Here is an 18,174-nt window from a genome sequence, read left to right as displayed (position 1 = left end):
TTGACTCCCCCTATGAGTGGTCGTGGTATGTGTAAAAACCTCTCTTTGTCTTTTTGCCAAGCCAGCCTGCATTCACGTATTTTTTCAAAAGAGGACAAGGTCGATATTTGCTGTCTCCAAGTCCCTCGTGAAGGGTATTCATAATAAATAAACATGTATCCAATCCGATGAAATCAGCTAGACGAAGCGGCCCCATTGGGTGATTCATCCCAAGTGTCATCACGCCATCAATGCTTTCCGCATCTGCCACGCCTTCATATAGGGTGTAAATGGCTTCATTGATCATTGGCATCAATATGCGATTTGAGACGAACCCTGGGAAGTCTTCCACTTCAATTGGGGTTTTGTTTAATGTCTTCGCTGTTTCATAAACGAATTGATATGTGTCATCACTCGTTTGCAGCGCGCGAATGACTTCAACGAGTTTCATGACAGGAACGGGATTCATAAAATGCATGCCAATCACTTTCTCCGGTCTGCTCGTCACAGCTGCTAATTCTGTGATCGACAAGGAAGACGTATTTGTCGCAAATATGGCCTCCGCCTCTGCAAATTGATCAAGTGTTTCAAAGATTTGTTTTTTGACACTCATTTGTTCAGAAGCAGCTTCAATTACTAAATGAGCCTGCTGGACGTCTTTTAAATCTGTGGATACGGCAAGCCGCTGCGTGATATCTCGGACGGCCTGATGTGCCAGTTTTCCTTTTTCTGCCCGCTTCGTCAGTTGTTTGGTCATGGAGGAAATCGCTCGATGAATCTGCTTTTCTGATGCATCATGGAGCAGGACTGTATAGCCTGACTGTGCAAACACTTGAGCAATGCCTGATCCCATTTGACCGGCTCCAACGACCAAAACGGTCTCTTCTATACTCATCAAAAAACGCCCCCCTTTTCATCTACCTTTATCATGATCGCATCTCCTTGGCCGCCTCCACTGCAAATCGCCGCAATGCCAATGCCTCCGCCTCTTTGTCTTAATGCATGAATCAATGTCAATATGATACGTGTTCCGCTTGCCCCAATCGGATGACCGAGTGCGACAGCCCCTCCGTTGATATTCATTTTCCGCCGGTCGATCCCGGTCATTTTTTCACATGCCAGAGCCACAGCTGAAAAGGCCTCATTGATTTCAAACAAATCGATATCCTCTAGGCGCTTTCCTGTTTTCTTTAAAAGCTTCTCGATGGCAAGCGCTGGTGTTTTCGGGAAATCCTTCGCCTCTACAGCAACCTGAGTATGACCAAGAATGACTGCCATTGGCTTTACACCATGCCGTGCAGCATACGTGTCTTTCATTAGAAGAAGTGCACTTGCACCATCATTGACACCTGGTGCATTTCCAGCGGTGATGGTACCCTTCTGATCAAAAACAGGCATGAGCTTTGACAGCCGTTCATATGAGGTATCACGCCGCGGAGATTCATCTTCTGTGATCAGCCTTTCTCCCGTTTTTGTTTTGACGGTGACGGGGGTGATTTCATGTTGAAAAAAGCCATTTTTTTGCGCTTCGATGGCCCGTTCATGACTTCTGAGTGCCCACAGATCCTGCTCTTCCCGCGTGATGCCAAGCTCCTTTGCAGCCATACTTCCATACTCACCCATATGAACGCCTGTAAACGAACAGGTTAAGCCATCTAAAATCATCGCATCTTGTACTGCACCATCTCCCATTTTGTAGCCCCATCGCGCTTTTTTTAGCAGATAAGGAGCGTGAGACATGGATTCCATACCGCCCGCCGCGATGACCTCAGCATCACCAGCTCGAATGATTTGATCTGCCGTGCTCACACTGCGCATGCCTGATGCACAGACTTTATTGATGGTTTGTGTTGGAACAGACCAAGGAAGATCAGCATATCTTGCTGCTTGCCTTGAAGGAATCTGCCCTTGCCCTGCTTGTAAAACACTTCCCATAATGACCTCATCTATTTCATGAGAACCCGAAACCCTTTCCAGTGCAGCCCTGATCGCTATACCGCCTAGTTCTGCGGCAGTCAAACCACTGAGAGCCCCGCCTAGTTTTCCAAATGGTGTTCTTGCACCAGATACAATGACCGTCGTACTCATGTATGTCCCTCCCCATTTGTTAACGCTTACATATCATTTAGACAGCTGATGAAACAGCGCCATGGATAAGCCGATGAACATCCTATTCATCGGCCTGTCATCTTTACGACACCTGTTTTCCAGGCTCGCCAAACACTGATTTTTCAAGAAGTTCGGCGACATCAAATGTGCCTACCTGCTCCTCTACTTCCTTCGCCTTCGTCCCATCTCCCAGCATCGTTAAGCAATAAGGACACCCTGAGCTGATGATGGACGGCTGGACCTGTAGCGCCTGCTCCGTTCGTGCAGTGTTAATCCGGGTACCCGTCTCCTCTTCCATCCACATTAAGCCCCCGCCTGCTCCGCAGCACATACCAGTTTCACGGTTGCGCTCCATTTCTTTCAGCGTCACACCTGGAATGGCTTTTAAAATGTCTCTTGGCGGGTCGTACACTTCGTTATATCTGCCTAAGTAGCAAGAGTCGTGGAAGGTAATTACCTCGTTCACTTCATGTACAGGCGTTATTTTCCCTTCTTTCACTAACTCTGCCAGTAATTCTGTATGATGGTACACTTCTGCCTCAAGTCCAAAGTCTGGATATTCATTTTTAAATAAGTTGTAGGCGTGTGGATCAATCGTGACGATCTTTGTGACGCCGTTTTTCTGGAATTCTTCAATATTTTTTGCAGCAAGCTCTTGGAATAAAAATTCGTTTCCGAGTCTTCTTGGAGTATCGCCTGAGTTTTTCTCTTTATTGCCTAGGATCGCAAAGGATACCCCCGCTTCATTGAGAAGTTTTGCAAAGGCAAGTGCAATCTTTTGGCTTCGATTGTCATATGCCCCCATTGAACCAACCCAGAATAAATAATCAAAGGTTTGCTCTGCTTTTTTCAGCTCTTTCACTGTCGGCACATGCACATCTTCTCTCAGTTCACGCCAATTTTCTCTTTCTTTCCGGTTCAACCCCCACGGGTTCCCTTGGCGCTCAATGCTTGTCATGGCACGCTGTGCATCTGCGTCCATTTTTCCTTCGGTCAGCACAAGATATCTGCGCATATCAATAATCTTGTCGACATGTTCATTCATGACAGGGCATTGGTCTTCACAGTTTCGGCATGTCGTACATGCCCAGATCTCTTCTTCTGTAATGACCTCTCCAATAAGAGAAGGATGATATATAGAGCTGGCAGCCGACTCTTCCGCACCTGCTCCTCTCGCCTGCAGTGCCAGCTGGTTTCCTGTTGTCTGCTTGAAGGCAAGCTGCGGGACCCAAGGTGTCTTCGATGTAATGGCGGCCCCTTTATTGGTTAAATGATCTCTTAACCTTAAAATCAAATCCATTGGAGACAGCATCTTCCCTGTCCCTGTTGCCGGGCACATATTCGTGCAGCGCCCGCATTCCACACAGGCGTAAAGATCGATCAGCTGAGACTGACGAAAGTCTTCAATTTTTCCCACACCGAAGGTCTCTTGTGTCTCATCTTCAAAATCGATTTTTTGCAGCTTGCCTGGCGGGTCTAATCTGCTGACAAATACGTTCACAGGCCCTGCAATCAGATGAGCGTGCTTTGACTGAGGAACATATACTAAGAATGTCAGCAAAATGAGCAGATGCACCCACCATGCGGCATAAAAAACAATCGCAGCCGCAAGAGGTGAAATTCCTCCCAGCAAGAAAGCAATACCAGAAGCGATTGGCTCAGTTGGTGATAGAGAGTGCCCATGCCAGATGATGTTCATGCCGTTCCCTAGTAAGACTGTCAGCATTAATCCGCCAATAAATAAAAGCACTAGACCCGATTTAAAACCTCGTTTTAAACGGACAAGTTTTTCCACATATCTTCTATGGAAAGCCCATACAACGGCCACTAAAATGAGAAGTGTGACCACCTCTTGGAAAAACGTAAAGACGCCGTACACCGGACCTAAAGGAAGCCCGCTGTCTGGAATAAGCCCCTTCAAAATAAAATCAAGGGCTCCGAACTGTACAAGGATAAATCCGTAGAAAAACAGCACATGAATGATGCCGCTCTTCTTGTCCTTTAACAGCTTCTTTTGCCCAAATACATTGACCCAAACACGCTCTAAGCGTTTCTTCATGTCTTGTTGAAACTCTTCTTTTTTACCAAGACGAATATTCGCCGCTCGTGTTCGAATGAGATAAACAAACAAATACAGAGCGTAAGCGGTCACCGCCGCAAATGCGATCAAGTTGATGATTAAAAGGCTATTCATCTTGCTCCCCCTTTCATTCCCCAAAACCCACTTTGTTCCGTTTCCATGTTGTACCTCTATCATAAATAATGAATGAGTATTCAGTCAATATTTTTTACGCGTTTGGGTACACTATTGAAATATGCAAAAAAGGAGGAAGTTTCATGATCGCATTGATCATCCTACTCGTACTCATTGCCATCGTTTTGCTCGTCATGTTAGACCTTTATATGGGAAAGAAATATTTTTCTACGCACGCATTTGAACGGTCTTTTGACCAAACAAGCGGCGATGCCACCTTTTATCATGATGGCGAACCATTTTTCGATCAGCTGCTTACGGATATACAGCAGGCCTCTTCTTCTATTCATATGATGTTCTTTATTGTAAAGAACGACAAGATTGGTCAAAGGGTGTTCCAAGCATTGAAAGCCAAAGCGGAGCAAGGCGTTTCCGTCTTTTTGCTAACCGACCGATTAGGCTCCTATCCGTTTGATCAAAAGTCGATTGACATGCTAGAAAGAAGCGGCATTCAATTTTACTTTTTAAATAAGCCTCGTTTTCCTTTTTTGATTTACCGGTTAAACATGAGAAATCACCGTAAAATTACGGTGATTGATGGGAAGATTGGCTATATTGGCGGATTTAATATAGGCGATGAATATGTTGGGAAAAAAGGCCGCTTTGGCATTTGGAAAGATTATCATTTGCGGATGACTGGACAGGTTGTCGCAGATCTCCAGCATGTGTTTCTGAATGATTTGTACCGGTCGTCTGGCATTCATCAGCTGCAATATGAGGTTTTCCCTGCATTGGAACCGGGAACATTACAATGCACAACACGAGCGACTGCCGGTTTTTCTTTAGAAGCTTTATTTCTCCAAGATATTGAGCAAGCAAAGAAACAGATCATCATCTGTACGCCTTATTTTATTCCATCAGCTCCTCTTCTGAAGGCGCTGCTTGATGCACGAAAACGGGGCGTCACAGTTGAAATTATCATTCCAATGAAAGCGGATCATCCACTTGTCAAAGAGGCTGGTTTTCATTATTTGAAGGATCTCATTGCCTCTGGATGTCTTGTTTATCGTTTTTATAAAGGGTTTTATCATTCGAAAGCCATATTGATTGATCACAGCCGCTGTATGATCAGTACCGCGAATTTTGATAAACGAAGCTTGTTTTTAAACGAAGAAGTAGATGTAGCCATTGATGATCCCGACTTTACTGCACACGTGGAGGAAAAAATTCGGGAGCATATGGAAGTATCTGAGATCCTGACAGAAGAAACATTGTCAAAGCGCCCTCTTTTCACACGGCCGCTTGAGTGGGTTGCCGCCATGTTCTCGTATTTTTTATAAAGGAGATGACCTATGCGTTATCGATTTGGTTATGTGTCCAATGCCGTCACCTTGTGGGAAGCTTCTCCTGCCAAGTCGCTGACCTTTGCAAGATACAGCAAGCTCTCTAAGGAAGAAAGAAAAGAGGCTTTATTGCGAACAACGAAAGCCAATCTCGTGAATACATTAAGAACACTTTATTTCGCCATTGCTCATGATATCCCGCTGTACCGTTTTTCAAGCTCGATCGTCCCGCTCGCGACCCATCCCGAGGTGCGCTGGGACTTCGTGACCCCTTTTCACAAAGAATTTCTTGAGATTGGCAAGTTGGTGAAACGGCACAACTTACGGGTAAGCTTTCACCCCAATCAATTCACCTTGTTTACCAGCCCAAAACCTTCAATTACAGACAATGCCGTCATCGATATGACGTACCATTATCAGATGCTTGAGGCAATGAAGCTCGAAAAGGAAGGTTACATGAATATTCATATAGGCGGAGCGTACGGCGATAAAGAATCGGCTCTTCAACGCTTTGATGAAAATATCAAACAGCTTCCGGCTCATATCAAAGCAAGGATGACACTTGAGAACGATGACAAAACATATACGTCGCTCGAAACGCTTGGCGTATGTGAAAAGCATGACATTCCATTTGTTTTTGATTACCATCATCATGTGGCAAATAAAGATGACGATGCCGCACTCGATGACATCCTTCCAAGAATGTTCGACACTTGGACAAAGACTGGCATTCCACCCAAAATCCACTTGTCTTCACCTAAATCAGAAAAAGCCATACGCAGTCATGCAGATGGTGTAGATATGGCCTTTGTCTTACCGCTTTTTCAAGCATTAAAACCGTATGGCCGTGATGTAGATTTTATGATTGAAGCAAAATTAAAGGATCAGGCTCTGCTCCGTCTAGTCGAAGAGCTGTCTGCGATAAGGGGCAATAAGCGGACGGGCGGAGGAACCATTGAGTGGAAATCATAGAGAAAGGTTTACCTTTGTGCAAATGGGGGTAACAAAGCTATTGTGAAAAAGTAATTAACAGGAGGATATGAAGATGTCTCAAATCTATTCAATCCGAATCGCTGCAAAAGCGTTGAATTTACATAAGCTTATTTCTCTTTATGAAAAGTGCCAGCAGGCTCAGCATCGTATATATGTGTATTCTAAAAAAACAATGTGCAGCATTAAGAACATCGTAGAGCTTGAAACCTTCAGGCTCACTCATTTAGAATCTGATTATTTAATTGTCGTAGAGGGGAAAAAAGCGCAAGACCTTCTACAGCCGTTTGAGAAAGAAAAGGTTTCATAAAAAAGAGCAGCCTCGGGCCGCTCTTTTTTATATCCACTCTTCTGTCAGCCAAACTTGTTTAGAAGCTGCATCTATTTTCACTTGTGCCCCAATTGGCATCGTAAGCATTGGGTGCGTATGGGCACAGTCAAAATCAGCGATGAGTGGTCTTTTTGTCTCTCCGAGCACCTCAAGTAAAATCTCGTAAGGCTCTTTGCCCGTCCCTTCATCATCAAACAGCTCATGTTTTCCTAAAAGAATCCCTGACACCCGTTCAAACACTCCATTTACTTTCAATAAAGAGAAGTTCTTTTCTACAACAGAAGCGGTTTTCATGCAATCTTCAATGAGGAGGATGTCTCCGTTTTGGATGGCTGGCATGAACTCACTTCCCCAAATGCCGTACATCGCATTCAGGTTCCCTCCGATCAATCTGCCTTCTGCCTGTCCCTCTATGACGCACAGCCAATGATTCGGACGCTGCTTTTTGTCACGCGTCTTTTCTTCCCAATTGATTCGTTCATCTGTCCAAAAAGGCGGTTTTTCAATCTGATAAGGAATGCTTTGAGGAGACATCAAGATGTCCTCAAATGACTGATATGTATAATCGACAAACGGTTCAAACTCGCCAAAAGAAGGAACAAGCGCCGGCCCGTAGAAAACAGGAAGTCCCGTTTTTTCATACGCCGTCAGTAGAATCGCTGTCGCATCTGAATAACCGATCATGATTTTCGGATGCTGATTCAGCAGCTCAAAATCAAGATAAGGCAGCAAACTATTTGAATTCGTACCGCCAATCATTGACATGATGCACGCCAAGTCCTCTCTAGCCATCAGCTCATTCAGCTCATCAGCTCGTTCTTGAATTGCACCGGAACGGTAGTGATCCTCTTTCCCTGTTAATGATCCTGGGATCACAATGAATCCTTTTTGCTCAAGCCACTTCTTCGCCCGCTGATACCTAAGAGGCGAGGTCGCTGATGCAGGACTGGAAGGTGAAAAAATACCGATCTTATCGCCCTTTTGTAATCGCCGAAGCCCCTTCATTCCATCAGATCCTTCCTACACGCATTTTTTCTATCCTAACAAAAAAAGCCCTTTATCAAAAGGGCTACTGAACGAATGAAAATCTTTTCAAAAAAATATTTTAAAAAGGCCAAGTAATATGAGCGTAAAACTAATAATCAATGCTATCGATATTTTGACTTTGCTTAAAGAACTGTCTATAACGTTTACAAAAAGGTGAATGCCAAATAAAATAATCCCAATGTAAAAAAATACTGGGTTGATTCCAGCTGGAATGATCAATATAAATAAACCAACAAGAGTCACGTAGTGAATGCTTTTCAGCATGAATGTTTTTGCTGTTTCGCTCAAACAACCCTCTCCTTTTGGATCTAATTTCCTTAAATTATATCAAAATTCCATTTAAATGGTGATTTAAATATTTGCAGGACGAACCACTTTTTATTATCACATGTAAAAAAATGAGTCCAACTCAATAGCTGAACTCATTTACGCCTTACTATCAATGACCAAACTGCGCTTCATGCAGTCTGCTGTACACGCCGCCCATTTGGATGAGTTCTTGGTGGCGGCCTTGTTCTTGAATGCCTTCTTCTGTTACGACGATGATACGATCGGCGTGCTTAATTGTAGCGAGGCGGTGGGCAATAACGAGTGTCGTCCTGCCGACAGCCAGTTCGCTTAGTGCATCCTGTATAGCTTTTTCTGTTTCTGTATCAAGTGCTGATGTGGCTTCATCTAAAATAAGAATTGAAGGATTTTTTAGGAACATCCGCGCAATGGACAGGCGCTGCTTTTGACCGCCTGACAATTTGACGCCGCGCTCGCCTATGACAGTATTTAATCCTTCTGGGAAACGCTGAACGAGTTCCTCTAAATGCGCACGACGTACAGCCTCCCAAATCTCTGCATCACTGGCTTCTAGGTTGCCGTACGCAATGTTTTCTCGAATGGTGCCTGAGAATAAAAAGACATCCTGCTGCACAATGCCAATCTGCTGTCTTAAAGAAGAGAGGGTCATCGATTTTGTACTCACGCCATCAATCGTAATCTCCCCTTCATCCAAATCATAAAAACGTGGCAGCAAACTGCAAATCGTCGATTTCCCGGCTCCTGAGGGCCCGACAAACGCAACGGTTTCTCCTTGTTTGATCTTCAAATCGATATCCTTTAACACATGACTGTGCTCATCGTAGCCAAATGTCACGTTTCGATATTCAATTTCACCTTTCAGCCCGAATACATCACGAGCTCCTTCTGTATCCTTCACATCTGGCTCTGTTTCAAGTAAGTCGACATAACTTTTAAAGCCCGCAATGCCTTTTGGATACATTTCAATCACTGTGTTAATCTTATCAATCGGTCTGAATAAGACGTTTGTAATCAGAACAAACGCGATAAATCCACCTGCCGTTAATTGACCCTGCAGAACAAACCATGTCCCTGCTAGAAGGACAAACAGTGTCACAAGACGTGTCAGAATGTAACTGATTGAGCCGTTAACCGACATGATTTTATATGAAAGAAGCTTCGCTTTCCGAAAGCGGTTGTTGTTTTCAGCAAAACGCTTTTTCTCAAAATGTTCGTTGGCAAAGGCTTGAACAAGACGAATACCGCCGATATTGTTTTCAACCCTTGCATGAAAGTCTCCAATGTCATTGTTCAGCTGTGTAATCGCCTGTGTCATCTTTTTATTAAAATGAAGGGCAAGCCAAATGATAACAGGCATGATCAGGAAGGTTAAAATAGCAAGCTGCCAGTTAATCATTAGCATGACAGCAAAGGCGCCAAGAATCGTCATAATCGCAATAAACAAATCCTCAGGTCCGTGATGAGCCACCTCCCCAATGTACATGAGGTCATTTGTCATCCGAGACATAAGCTTACCCGTTTTGTTGTTATCAAAAAACTTAAATGAGAGACGCTGAAAATGATCAAACAGCTTCTTCCTCATATCTGTTTCAATATTGATGCCAAGCATGTGTCCCCAGTACGACACAATAAATTGCATCACTGAGCTGAGGGCATAAATGATAAACAGAGCAAGTGCGGTCCAGGCAATGACTGTCCAGTTCCCTGTTGGTAATAACGTATCAATGAAGTAGTTCACGATCAGCGGGAAACCAAGTTCCATTAATCCAACTGCGACAGCGCAAAAGAAATCTAAAAAGAACAGACCGCGATAGGGCCTGTAATAGGCGAAAAAGCGTTTTAGCATATGTAAAAGGACCTCATTTCCTCTATAATTGATAATCATTTTCAATTATAGAGGAATCCTCTGCAAAATACTAGATCAGGAAATGATTTCTTTGACTGGAAACCCTCATAATACGCCAGAAAACAATCGGGCAAATGATTCCTTCAACCGCTCTTTTAAGCCTCTTTTATAAAAATGAACAGGACCCATTTGCTCACATTCCTTCATATCTTCCTCATAGTGGGCCATCAATTGATCAATTGGCTTTTTCGCTGCTGTAAAGACATTGACCTCAAAATTAAGCTGAAAGCTTCTCATATCAACATTTGCGGTGCCGACAGAGGCGAGTTCTCCATCTGCGATCATCATCTTTTGATGCATGAACCCTTTTTGATAGTGATATACCTTGATGCCCTCTTTTAGAAGCTCAGAAAAATAGGAACGTGTGGCATATTGCGTGAGAAATCCGTCATTGATCTCCGGTACCATCACCCGCACATCCACCCCTCTTGTGGCAGCGATTTTGAGCGCAGTGCGAATCGATTCGTTTGGTACAAAATAAGGTGTGGCAATCCAGACAAATTGTTTCGCATTAGAAATGAGAGCATCATATAAATCACTCATACTTTCTTTCATATCAGGTCCAGTTGGTACAACCTGAATGACATCCTCTCCTGTCACAGGATGCGGCGTATGATACTTCGGATCATCAATTAATACTTCATCTGATACATATTCCCAGTCGAGCATAAAAACGGAGTGAAGGGTCTGAACAGCCTCACCCTTTAACATGGCATGCGTATCACGCCAAAAGCCGATCTTTTCATCCCGTCCTACGTATTCCTTGCCAACATTTAATCCGCCGACGAACCCTGTTTCTCCATCAATAATGACGATTTTTCGGTGATTTCGGAAATTGAATTTTTGGTTAAAAAATCCATATTTTAAAGGTAGAAAAGGAGCGACCTTTACCCCTGCCTGCTTCAAGCGTTTAATATCTTTTCGGGAGAAACGAATGCTACCTGCAGCATCATATATGAAGCGGACCTCTACCCCTTCTTTCACTTTTTCAATCAAAATCTCCATCATCCGGTGGCCGAGGAAATCAGATTTAAACATGTAATATTCAATATGAATGAATGATTTTGCTTTTTTTAACTCTTCAAAAATTCGGGGAAACGTCTCCTCTCCATTCTTTAAAATGTCCATATCACTATTTGTATTCACATGCATGCCTGTAGCTTTTTCTGTGTATTGAAAAAAACCACGCTGATTATCGGTTAAACGTGATTCATCCGGCTTGCTCTCAAGCTCAGATATTCTTCTTAATTTTTCACGGTTATACATTCTCTTTGATTTGAATAAATGACCTTTTACATAGAGCTGCCCTGAGAACAGATAAAACATATAGCCAATGATCGGGAAAAAAACCAGCACATATATCCATAATAACGTGTGCTGTGATGTACGATTCTCCAACATGAGTGAGACGATACTAAATAAAATAATGGCGATATAAATCGCTGCGTACAGCTGAACGCTCCACGCCGGCACAGTCCACCAATACACCACATATGCCCCGAATATCATAAAATATAAAAATAAAAATTCCAGTCTTCTCTTTTTCACATTCTCCGCCCTCATTCTGTCTTTTTCTCTTCCATACCCTTTGCACAGCTTGTATGAAACGCACGACCCATTCCTCTCTCCTAGCCTTTACAGACTTTCGCTATTTGATCCGATATAATAGAGAAATATGTGATGGAAAGGAAGATCTGTTTATGCATACCTCCGCACCTCTTAAAAAAGGGAGCCATATACGTGTTATTGCCCCAAGCCGAAGTGCCAGCATTTTATCAGAAGAAGGAATTGCTCAAGCGAAAAAACATTTAGAGGCTTTAGGCTTCACTGTCTCTTTGGGACAGCATGTGTTTGAATGTGACCTTCATTCCTCATCGTCTATTGAACACCGCTTGTCTGATCTGCATGAGGCGTTCAGAGATCATGATGTCGATGGTATTTTGACAGCCATCGGAGGCTTCAACTGCAATGAACTTTTGCCTTATATTGATTACGACTTGATCCGTCAGCACCCTAAAGTCCTCTGCGGCTATAGTGACATCACTGCACTTGCAAACGCCATTACAGCGAAATGTGATATGGTGACATATTCCGGCCCCCATTTTTCCAGCTTTTACATGGAGCAGGGGCAGGAGGAGCAGACTGCCATGTTTCAAGCTTGCTTGATGAACGGCGGCGAACCGTTTGATGTGATTCCTTCGACAAAATGGAGTGATGATGCTTGGTATCTCGATCAAGCGAACAGGCAGTTTCATCCGACAACATGGGGGATTTATCAGGAAGGAACAGCTGAAGGCACCTTGTATGGTGGAAACCTTTGTACACTGAACTTACTGCAAGGGACATCGTTTATGCCGAATGTAAAGGATGCGATCTTATTTGTCGAGGATGATGAGCTGGTATTCCCTGAAATGTTCGCCAGAGACCTTACCTCCCTCTTGCAGCATGCACAATCAATCAAAGGATTGATCATCGGACGATTTCAGAAGAAATCCAAGATGACAGAGGAACATTTGAGATTCATTCTAGATAAGCACCCAATGCTCAAACACATCCCAGTGATGTACGATGTCGATATCGGACATACACAGCCCGTCTTCACCTTCCCAATTGGCGGAAACGTTCAACTAGCGTGTACAAATGGAGACATAAAGCTACGCATTCATTCATAACTAAAGGCAAAAAAGCACCCGAATAGGCGGTGCTTTTTTCTATGCCGCCATCTTTTTTAAAATTTTTTTAGAAAAAGTGATCCAACCCTTCTTTCCCTTCGTTAAGTAGATGTAAAAAGAAAAGAGAGGAGGCAAAAATATGTTTTCTGATGTACTTAGCCAATTATTCGATTCTATCTCCAACATTATTAACACACTTGGATAATTTCATTTGACGCACACATACTACATGCTTACCGAAGGGAGGCACACTCTATGTTCTCTGATGTACTTAGCCAATTATTTGATTCTATTTCGAACATTATTAATACGCTTGGATAATTTTAAAAACCCGCTGTCTCTTGAGGATAGCGGGTTTTTTATAAGTACTGAAAACTCTTCAAATCAAAAAACAATTCTTTTACAGTTATAATTTTTTGGAAAAATATATAAATAAGCCCAATTTGATGTTATAATCTATTATAGGATATATAAATTTTTTTAAACGAAAGGAGTTATAATGAAAAAACGTTTGATTGGTTTGTTTCTTATTTCTCTTTGTATTTTTGGATTAAATTCCACTTCAAATGCTTTAGCTCTTTCTGAGGAGGAATTAGATGAACAAGTGACACAAGTATTAGACGAACTATGGAAAGAGCATGGTTTTTTTAATTATCAAATTGTTAAAACAGAACCCACGATCTCTATAGGTATCGATGCTTCAAAAGATAAGGTAGCTTTGCAATCAATTTTAGAAAGAAAACTTCCTAAACAAGCATTAGAGATTTATGAAATTGAGATTTTTCAAAGAAATAAAAGTGAAATTAAAGCTGAATACGATAAATATAAGTAAGCAGACCATTTTTAATGGTCTGCTTTTCTATTAATCATACCAAATGCTAGCATTCTTCATTTTTATTGTCTTTTCATCACTTTTCCCATTTACAAGCTGAAAACGATATTTTTTTCCACGTTTAAGATCTGTCATATTATAATGCATTTCACCTGACCAACCTCCTGGTAACGTAACCTTTTTCACCCGGCTTCCAACCGTCCCATTTTTATCAAGAGCAACAGAAATTGTCATTTTCTTAGCGACACCTTGAGGAGTAATCAACAAAGTTCTAGGATTTTTAAATGCTTGCCCAATATTCCCTTTTCCTATCCAAACATTATAACTGAAGCTAAATGCACCTGTTTTGTATACCTTATAAAGGGTTGATAACCTAGGTTCATTCATTAATTCTTCTTCTAAAGTAAGCATTGATTTTAATTCATCAATAGAATACGGAAAAATTTCGTTACCTTTTCCATCATACGTTTTAATTTGTTTAACTATATTTTCTTTCTTAACATCAAGGTCATTTGTACCTAAGACATTGTTGTTTGCTCTTACCTCGCTAGTGAAAATAGGTAATGCTATACAACATAGACCAAAATAAACTGCACATAAAAAAAGTATTTTCTTCATTATTAAACTCCCCTTTTTCATTTCTACAATACAAATTTACCACGCAAAATATGTAAAAAGAAGTTTTATAACCTTAAAATTACATAAAAATTATATATTTGAAAAAATTACTTATAAATGAAATGTTATTTTTAAGATAATGAATTTACTAAAAAGCGTAATTATAACAAGATCTATAATCTTATAAATTATTTAAACCTGCAAAAACACCTTCGTTCACATCAAAAACCCACTCCTGTTCCGAGTGGGTTTCTGCGTGTTCTTACATCTTTTCCGGAGCCGATACACCAATTAGTTTTAATGCATTAGCGAGCGTGATTTGTGTTGCTTTCATGAGTGAAAGACGTGCTGTTGTTTTTGTTTCGTTTTCTACATCGATGACCTTCTCGGCATTGTAGAAGCTGTGAAGGGCTGATGCAAGGTCGTAAATATAGTTCGTCACGCGGTGCGGAATACGTTTTTCAGCTGCTTCTGCTACAACTTCTGGGAAGCTGCCAATGATTTTCAGAAGATCGTATTCTTTTTCCGATTGAATGTGAGAGAAATCGGCTTTTTCAAGGTTTGGTTCGTAGCCTTTTTCTTCTCCTTGACGCAGCATGCTGCAAATTCTCGCATGCGCATATTGTGCATAGTACACAGGGTTTTCGTTAGACGTAGAAATGGCTAGGTCTAGGTCAAAGTCCATATGTGTCGCCGCACTTCTCATCGCAAAGAAGTAACGAGTGGCGTCTAAGCCTACTTCTTCAATGAGATCACGCATTGTGACAGCTTTCCCTGTACGCTTACTCATTTTCATTTTTTCACCGTTTTTATAAAGATGCACAAGCTGGATAATTTCTACTTCAAGCTTGCCAGCTGGATATCCAAGTGCTTGGATCGCCGCTTTCATTCGAGGGATATAGCCGTGATGGTCCGCTCCCCAAATATTAATGAGCTGGTCAAAGCCTCTGTCCAATTTGTCTTTATGATATGCGATGTCTGGAAGCAGGTAAGTGAAGCTGCCGTCTTTTTTAATCAACACACGGTCCTTGTCATCGCCAAAATCAGTCGAACGCAACCATGTTGCGCCGTCTTCTTCAAAGACATAGCCTTTTTCACGAAGTGTTTCCAGTGCTGGTTCAATTTTTCCGTTTTCATATAAAGAGGTTTCTGAATACCATACATCAAATGGAACACGGAAATTCTCAAGGTCTACACGTAATTTTTCTAATTCGTATTTCAAGCCGTATTCACGGAAGAACTTCATACGCTCTTCTTCCGGTTCATGCACGAAACGGTCACCAAATTCATCCGCAAGCTTTTGTCCGATGCCTTTGATGTCCTCTCCTCTGTAGCCGTCTTCAGGCATTTCTTTTTCAAGACCGAGTGCCTCAAAATAACGTGCTTCGACAGATAAAGCGAGGTTATTAATTTGATTCCCTGCATCGTTGATATAGTATTCACGGCTCACATCGAACCCTGCTTTATCAAGGATATTGCAAAGGGAATCTCCTACCGCTGCTCCGCGGGCATGTCCAAGGTGAAGGTCACCTGTTGGGTTGGCTGAGACGAATTCGACTTGCACCTTTTGACCGCCGCCTGTATTCGTTTCGCCATACGCTTCTTTTGCTTCAAGGACAGCTGGAATCAGCTTTGTTAAATACTGATTGTTCATATAAAAGTTAATGAATCCTGGACCTGCGATATCCAATTTTTCAATGGAAGCTTTCCCTTTATCAAACGCATTGACGATGTCTTCTGCGATTTGACGAGGTGCTTTTTTCGCAATGCGGGCAAGCTGCATCGCCATGTTGGTAGAGTAATCACCGTGAGTTTTGTCTTTCGGCACTTCTAAAAGGACATCTGGCACCTGGCTTTCATCGGCAAGTCCTGCTTTGACGACTGCCGCAATGATTTCTTCTTTTAACGCATCTTTGACCTGTTCTGCGATATTCATGAACGTAAATCCTCCTTATACGAAATCGATAATGTATGTAAATGCTTTTGATCTTCTCCTGTCAGCATATCGTACGTAATGTGCAGCAGTCCCTTGTCCACATCGAGATCAATGCCATGTGTGTGCACATCTAACTGAAGTGTACCGAATGGCATTGTGTAATGTGTGACGGTCGTTTCTCCAATGAGAAAGCGCTGCTTCATTTGAATAGCCCCTGATCTCATGACAAAAATTTCTTTTTCACTCATTTTCACAACGGTTTTTACTTGACCCATTTCATGTTCTTCATGGTAAGTGAGATACGTTTTGTCATTCTTCTCTTGATACGTTCCAGTCGTGCGGAATTCGATCGTTTCAGCCGGCTCCGTCTCTGGTTTCATCACTGACTTTACATGAATTGAAATTTGGTTTTGTGTCATTTTGCACTTCCTTTGCTAAGACCCGTTTAACTAAAATAGTATACCATATTCATGATCGCCTATCATACCATCATTTCTCTTCTTCACGGTGATTAAACTTTTTCTAACATAAAAAAAAGAGCAGATAAACTGCTCTTTAGAAAAATAGGAAGATAAAACTGACTAACACAACAAGTACTGCCTTTAACCCCAAATCTTTTCTTTTAATTAAATAAAAAAGAGCTTGTATTCCCGAACTCGCCAAAAACACTTGAAAAAAATCAAATGGAACGATTTGTCCCTTTTTAAATACCACCTGTATAAATAAAGCAATAGCCGTAAGGTAGAAAAAACCTCGATCCTGAAATAAACCAACTAACTCCTCCTTCGCTTCCTTTTTAGAAGCAAAAACTGGTGGATCAGTTGCCAACTCTTTTTTCAGTGTAATAAAGCCTGCCGCTAAAACACATAAAGAGAGTAACACCATGAATATAGAAGATAACATTTTATTCCTCCATTTACTTATAATAGAATTTATGTTAAATATTATATATGGAATCTACTAATTTAAGAAAGAGGAGTTTTTATGAAAAGAAAATTGTACTCATCAATCCCTATTCTAATCACGTTAGCTCTAATTGGAACGATTATTAACCCTAAAATAACGCATGCTAAGAAAGAAATGAACCCCGCTAGTGATATAGAAAATATTACAGGAATAAACGGAATATTGAAATCAATCAAAAGTAATAATACTTACAAGTATGGAAATACTACAAAAGGATATGAAGTGCCAAAAAATCCCAATGCACCTATTCAGCTTGATGTCTCAACTAATATATCTTTGCCTTCCGGAAATATTAAAAAAGGTGTAATTTCTCCAAATGGAACTGTAGTTTATAAAAATAATGATAAGAAAAATGTAATTTACGCTGTTCAACCGACAAATGACGGTCTAAAGAGTTTAATACAGATTAATGACCAAAAAGCTCCTAAAGAATATCGATTTAAAATGAATCTGCCTAGGGGTAGTAAATTGGTAACTGCAGCGGAGTATTTGGGTAGTGAATTCGACACAGGAGAAGTTTATGTAGTTAACAAACAAAATATGATCACTTCTATATTTAGTCCAGCTTGGGCAAAGGATGCCAATAATCAAGATGTCCCTACTTATTATAAAACTGATGGAAATATACTAATACAAGTTGTAGATTTTAATAGCAAAACTGCTTTCCCAATTATTGCTGATCCAGATTGGTCTAAGATCGCTGCATGTTCAGCAGCAATAGCTTGGTTTATAGGTTCTAACTTGTTTGCTGCTGCTAAAATTATAAAAGTAAAAAAATACGTAAAAGAATTAGGTGGAATAAAAGAGACTGCAAAACTATTAGCTGGTGCTACATCATGGGAGGAAAAGTTAAAAATTGGCGGCGAAGCTTTTAAAGGACTTGCTGCCGAAATCACAGGTGTTGGCGGCCTAGCCGTTTGTATCAATTGGTAAATGTTACTT

The 18,174-nt window shown here is 41.4% G+C and carries 17 protein-coding genes; 6 read left to right on the top strand and 11 right to left on the bottom strand.

Annotation, left to right across the window (positions count from 1 at the left end; genetic code table 11):
- Positions 1 to 10: 10 nt before the first annotated feature.
- The 3 genes from AMR95_RS13325 to AMR95_RS13315 form a co-directional block, all read right to left on the bottom strand.
- Positions 11 to 874, bottom strand: a complete 864-nt coding sequence (locus AMR95_RS13325; RefSeq protein WP_039182159.1) for a 3-hydroxybutyryl-CoA dehydrogenase — start codon at positions 872 to 874, stop codon at positions 11 to 13.
- Positions 874 to 2,067: an acetyl-CoA C-acetyltransferase gene (locus AMR95_RS13320; protein ID WP_058838545.1), complete on the bottom strand. Its 1,194-nt coding sequence runs from the start codon at positions 2,065 to 2,067 to the stop codon at positions 874 to 876. The genes AMR95_RS13325 and AMR95_RS13320 overlap by 1 nt, the downstream gene beginning before the upstream one ends.
- Positions 2,068 to 2,170: 103 nt before the next feature.
- Positions 2,171 to 4,282: a heterodisulfide reductase-related iron-sulfur binding cluster gene (locus AMR95_RS13315; protein WP_058838544.1), complete on the bottom strand. Its 2,112-nt coding sequence runs from the start codon at positions 4,280 to 4,282 to the stop codon at positions 2,171 to 2,173.
- A gap of 143 nt (positions 4,283 to 4,425) precedes the next feature.
- Here AMR95_RS13315 and cls (AMR95_RS13310) point away from each other — a divergent pair, with 143 nt between their 5' ends.
- From cls (AMR95_RS13310) to AMR95_RS13300, 3 genes are all read left to right on the top strand, one after another.
- Entirely contained in the window at positions 4,426 to 5,622 is a 1,197-nt protein-coding gene (cls, locus tag AMR95_RS13310) for a cardiolipin synthase (RefSeq protein WP_039182165.1), read from the top strand.
- A 12-nt stretch (positions 5,623 to 5,634) separates the two neighbouring features.
- Positions 5,635 to 6,597: a UV DNA damage repair endonuclease UvsE gene (gene uvsE / locus AMR95_RS13305; RefSeq protein ID WP_058838543.1), complete on the top strand. Its 963-nt coding sequence runs from the start codon at positions 5,635 to 5,637 to the stop codon at positions 6,595 to 6,597.
- 73 nt (positions 6,598 to 6,670) lie between these two features.
- Positions 6,671 to 6,925, top strand: a complete 255-nt coding sequence (locus tag AMR95_RS13300) for a hypothetical protein (protein ID WP_039182170.1) — start codon at positions 6,671 to 6,673, stop codon at positions 6,923 to 6,925.
- Between the two features lie 27 nt (positions 6,926 to 6,952).
- Here the strand turns inward: AMR95_RS13300 and AMR95_RS13295 are convergent, their stop codons facing one another.
- From AMR95_RS13295 to cls (AMR95_RS13280), 4 genes are all read right to left on the bottom strand, one after another.
- Complete coding sequence (locus tag AMR95_RS13295) at positions 6,953 to 7,951, bottom strand: S66 family peptidase (protein WP_058838542.1); 999 nt, start codon at positions 7,949 to 7,951, stop codon at positions 6,953 to 6,955.
- 87 nt (positions 7,952 to 8,038) lie between these two features.
- A complete protein-coding gene (locus AMR95_RS13290; RefSeq protein WP_039182177.1) occupies positions 8,039 to 8,281 on the bottom strand; it encodes a hypothetical protein in 243 nt (80 codons plus the stop codon).
- 151 nt (positions 8,282 to 8,432) lie between these two features.
- Entirely contained in the window at positions 8,433 to 10,148 is a 1,716-nt protein-coding gene (locus tag AMR95_RS13285; RefSeq protein ID WP_058838602.1) for an ABC transporter ATP-binding protein, read from the bottom strand.
- Between the two features lie 105 nt (positions 10,149 to 10,253).
- Positions 10,254 to 11,771 (bottom strand): cardiolipin synthase, encoded by a 1,518-nt coding sequence (gene cls / locus AMR95_RS13280; protein ID WP_442854363.1) that lies wholly within the window; start codon positions 11,769 to 11,771, stop codon positions 10,254 to 10,256.
- A 137-nt stretch (positions 11,772 to 11,908) separates the two neighbouring features.
- On the opposite strand from cls (AMR95_RS13280), the gene AMR95_RS13275 reads away from it, so the two are divergent.
- A complete protein-coding gene (locus tag AMR95_RS13275) occupies positions 11,909 to 12,880 on the top strand; it encodes a S66 family peptidase (protein ID WP_058838541.1) in 972 nt (323 codons plus the stop codon).
- Between the two features lie 499 nt (positions 12,881 to 13,379).
- The gene (locus AMR95_RS13270; RefSeq protein ID WP_058838540.1) at positions 13,380 to 13,712 is read left to right on the top strand and encodes a hypothetical protein; all 333 of its coding nucleotides are present in this window, start codon (positions 13,380 to 13,382) and stop codon (positions 13,710 to 13,712) included.
- Between the two features lie 30 nt (positions 13,713 to 13,742).
- Here AMR95_RS13270 and AMR95_RS13265 read toward each other — a convergent pair whose 3' ends face one another.
- The 4 genes from AMR95_RS13265 to AMR95_RS13250 form a co-directional block, all read right to left on the bottom strand.
- Positions 13,743 to 14,330 (bottom strand): hypothetical protein, encoded by a 588-nt coding sequence (locus AMR95_RS13265; protein WP_058838539.1) that lies wholly within the window; start codon positions 14,328 to 14,330, stop codon positions 13,743 to 13,745.
- Positions 14,331 to 14,592: 262 nt separating this feature from the next.
- The gene (gene argS, locus AMR95_RS13260) at positions 14,593 to 16,266 is read right to left on the bottom strand and encodes an arginine--tRNA ligase (RefSeq protein WP_058838538.1); all 1,674 of its coding nucleotides are present in this window, start codon (positions 16,264 to 16,266) and stop codon (positions 14,593 to 14,595) included.
- A complete protein-coding gene (locus AMR95_RS13255) occupies positions 16,263 to 16,685 on the bottom strand; it encodes a DUF1934 domain-containing protein (protein ID WP_003215400.1) in 423 nt (140 codons plus the stop codon). The genes argS and AMR95_RS13255 overlap by 4 nt, the downstream gene beginning before the upstream one ends.
- Before the next feature lie 136 nt (positions 16,686 to 16,821).
- Entirely contained in the window at positions 16,822 to 17,169 is a 348-nt protein-coding gene (locus tag AMR95_RS13250) for a hypothetical protein (protein WP_058838537.1), read from the bottom strand.
- An 81-nt stretch (positions 17,170 to 17,250) separates the two neighbouring features.
- Between AMR95_RS13250 and AMR95_RS19140 the strand changes: the two genes are divergently transcribed.
- Complete coding sequence (locus tag AMR95_RS19140; protein WP_058838536.1) at positions 17,251 to 18,165, top strand: hypothetical protein; 915 nt, start codon at positions 17,251 to 17,253, stop codon at positions 18,163 to 18,165.
- The last annotated feature ends 9 nt before the right edge of the window (positions 18,166 to 18,174 follow it).

Source organism: Bacillus sp. G1(2015b), from assembly GCF_001482475.1.
Taxonomy (GTDB): Bacteria; Bacillota; Bacilli; order Bacillales; family Bacillaceae; genus Bacillus; species Bacillus safensis.
The sequence above is the reverse complement of the archived record's forward strand: the minus strand, read 5'-3'. Positions and strand labels throughout refer to the sequence as shown.

Coding starts and splice junctions, on each gene's coding strand:
- AMR95_RS13275 (WP_058838541.1), top strand. CDS start 11,909: ATGCATACCTCCGCACCTCTTAAAAAAGGGAGCCATATACGTGTTATT.
- AMR95_RS13285 (WP_058838602.1), bottom strand. CDS start 10,148: ATGCTAAAACGCTTTTTCGCCTATTACAGGCCCTATCGCGGTCTGTTC.
- argS (WP_058838538.1), bottom strand. CDS start 16,266: ATGAATATCGCAGAACAGGTCAAAGATGCGTTAAAAGAAGAAATCATT.
- cls (WP_442854363.1), bottom strand. CDS start 11,771: ATGAGGGCGGAGAATGTGAAAAAGAGAAGACTGGAATTTTTATTTTTA.
- AMR95_RS13320 (WP_058838545.1), bottom strand. CDS start 2,067: ATGAGTACGACGGTCATTGTATCTGGTGCAAGAACACCATTTGGAAAA.
- AMR95_RS13255 (WP_003215400.1), bottom strand. CDS start 16,685: ATGACACAAAACCAAATTTCAATTCATGTAAAGTCAGTGATGAAACCA.
- AMR95_RS13265 (WP_058838539.1), bottom strand. CDS start 14,330: ATGAAGAAAATACTTTTTTTATGTGCAGTTTATTTTGGTCTATGTTGT.
- cls (WP_039182165.1), top strand. CDS start 4,426: ATGATCGCATTGATCATCCTACTCGTACTCATTGCCATCGTTTTGCTC.
- AMR95_RS13315 (WP_058838544.1), bottom strand. CDS start 4,282: ATGAATAGCCTTTTAATCATCAACTTGATCGCATTTGCGGCGGTGACC.
- AMR95_RS13295 (WP_058838542.1), bottom strand. CDS start 7,951: ATGAAGGGGCTTCGGCGATTACAAAAGGGCGATAAGATCGGTATTTTT.
- AMR95_RS13300 (WP_039182170.1), top strand. CDS start 6,671: ATGTCTCAAATCTATTCAATCCGAATCGCTGCAAAAGCGTTGAATTTA.
- AMR95_RS13250 (WP_058838537.1), bottom strand. CDS start 17,169: ATGTTATCTTCTATATTCATGGTGTTACTCTCTTTATGTGTTTTAGCG.
- AMR95_RS13325 (WP_039182159.1), bottom strand. CDS start 874: ATGAGTATAGAAGAGACCGTTTTGGTCGTTGGAGCCGGTCAAATGGGA.
- uvsE (WP_058838543.1), top strand. CDS start 5,635: ATGCGTTATCGATTTGGTTATGTGTCCAATGCCGTCACCTTGTGGGAA.
- AMR95_RS19140 (WP_058838536.1), top strand. CDS start 17,251: ATGAAAAGAAAATTGTACTCATCAATCCCTATTCTAATCACGTTAGCT.
- AMR95_RS13270 (WP_058838540.1), top strand. CDS start 13,380: ATGAAAAAACGTTTGATTGGTTTGTTTCTTATTTCTCTTTGTATTTTT.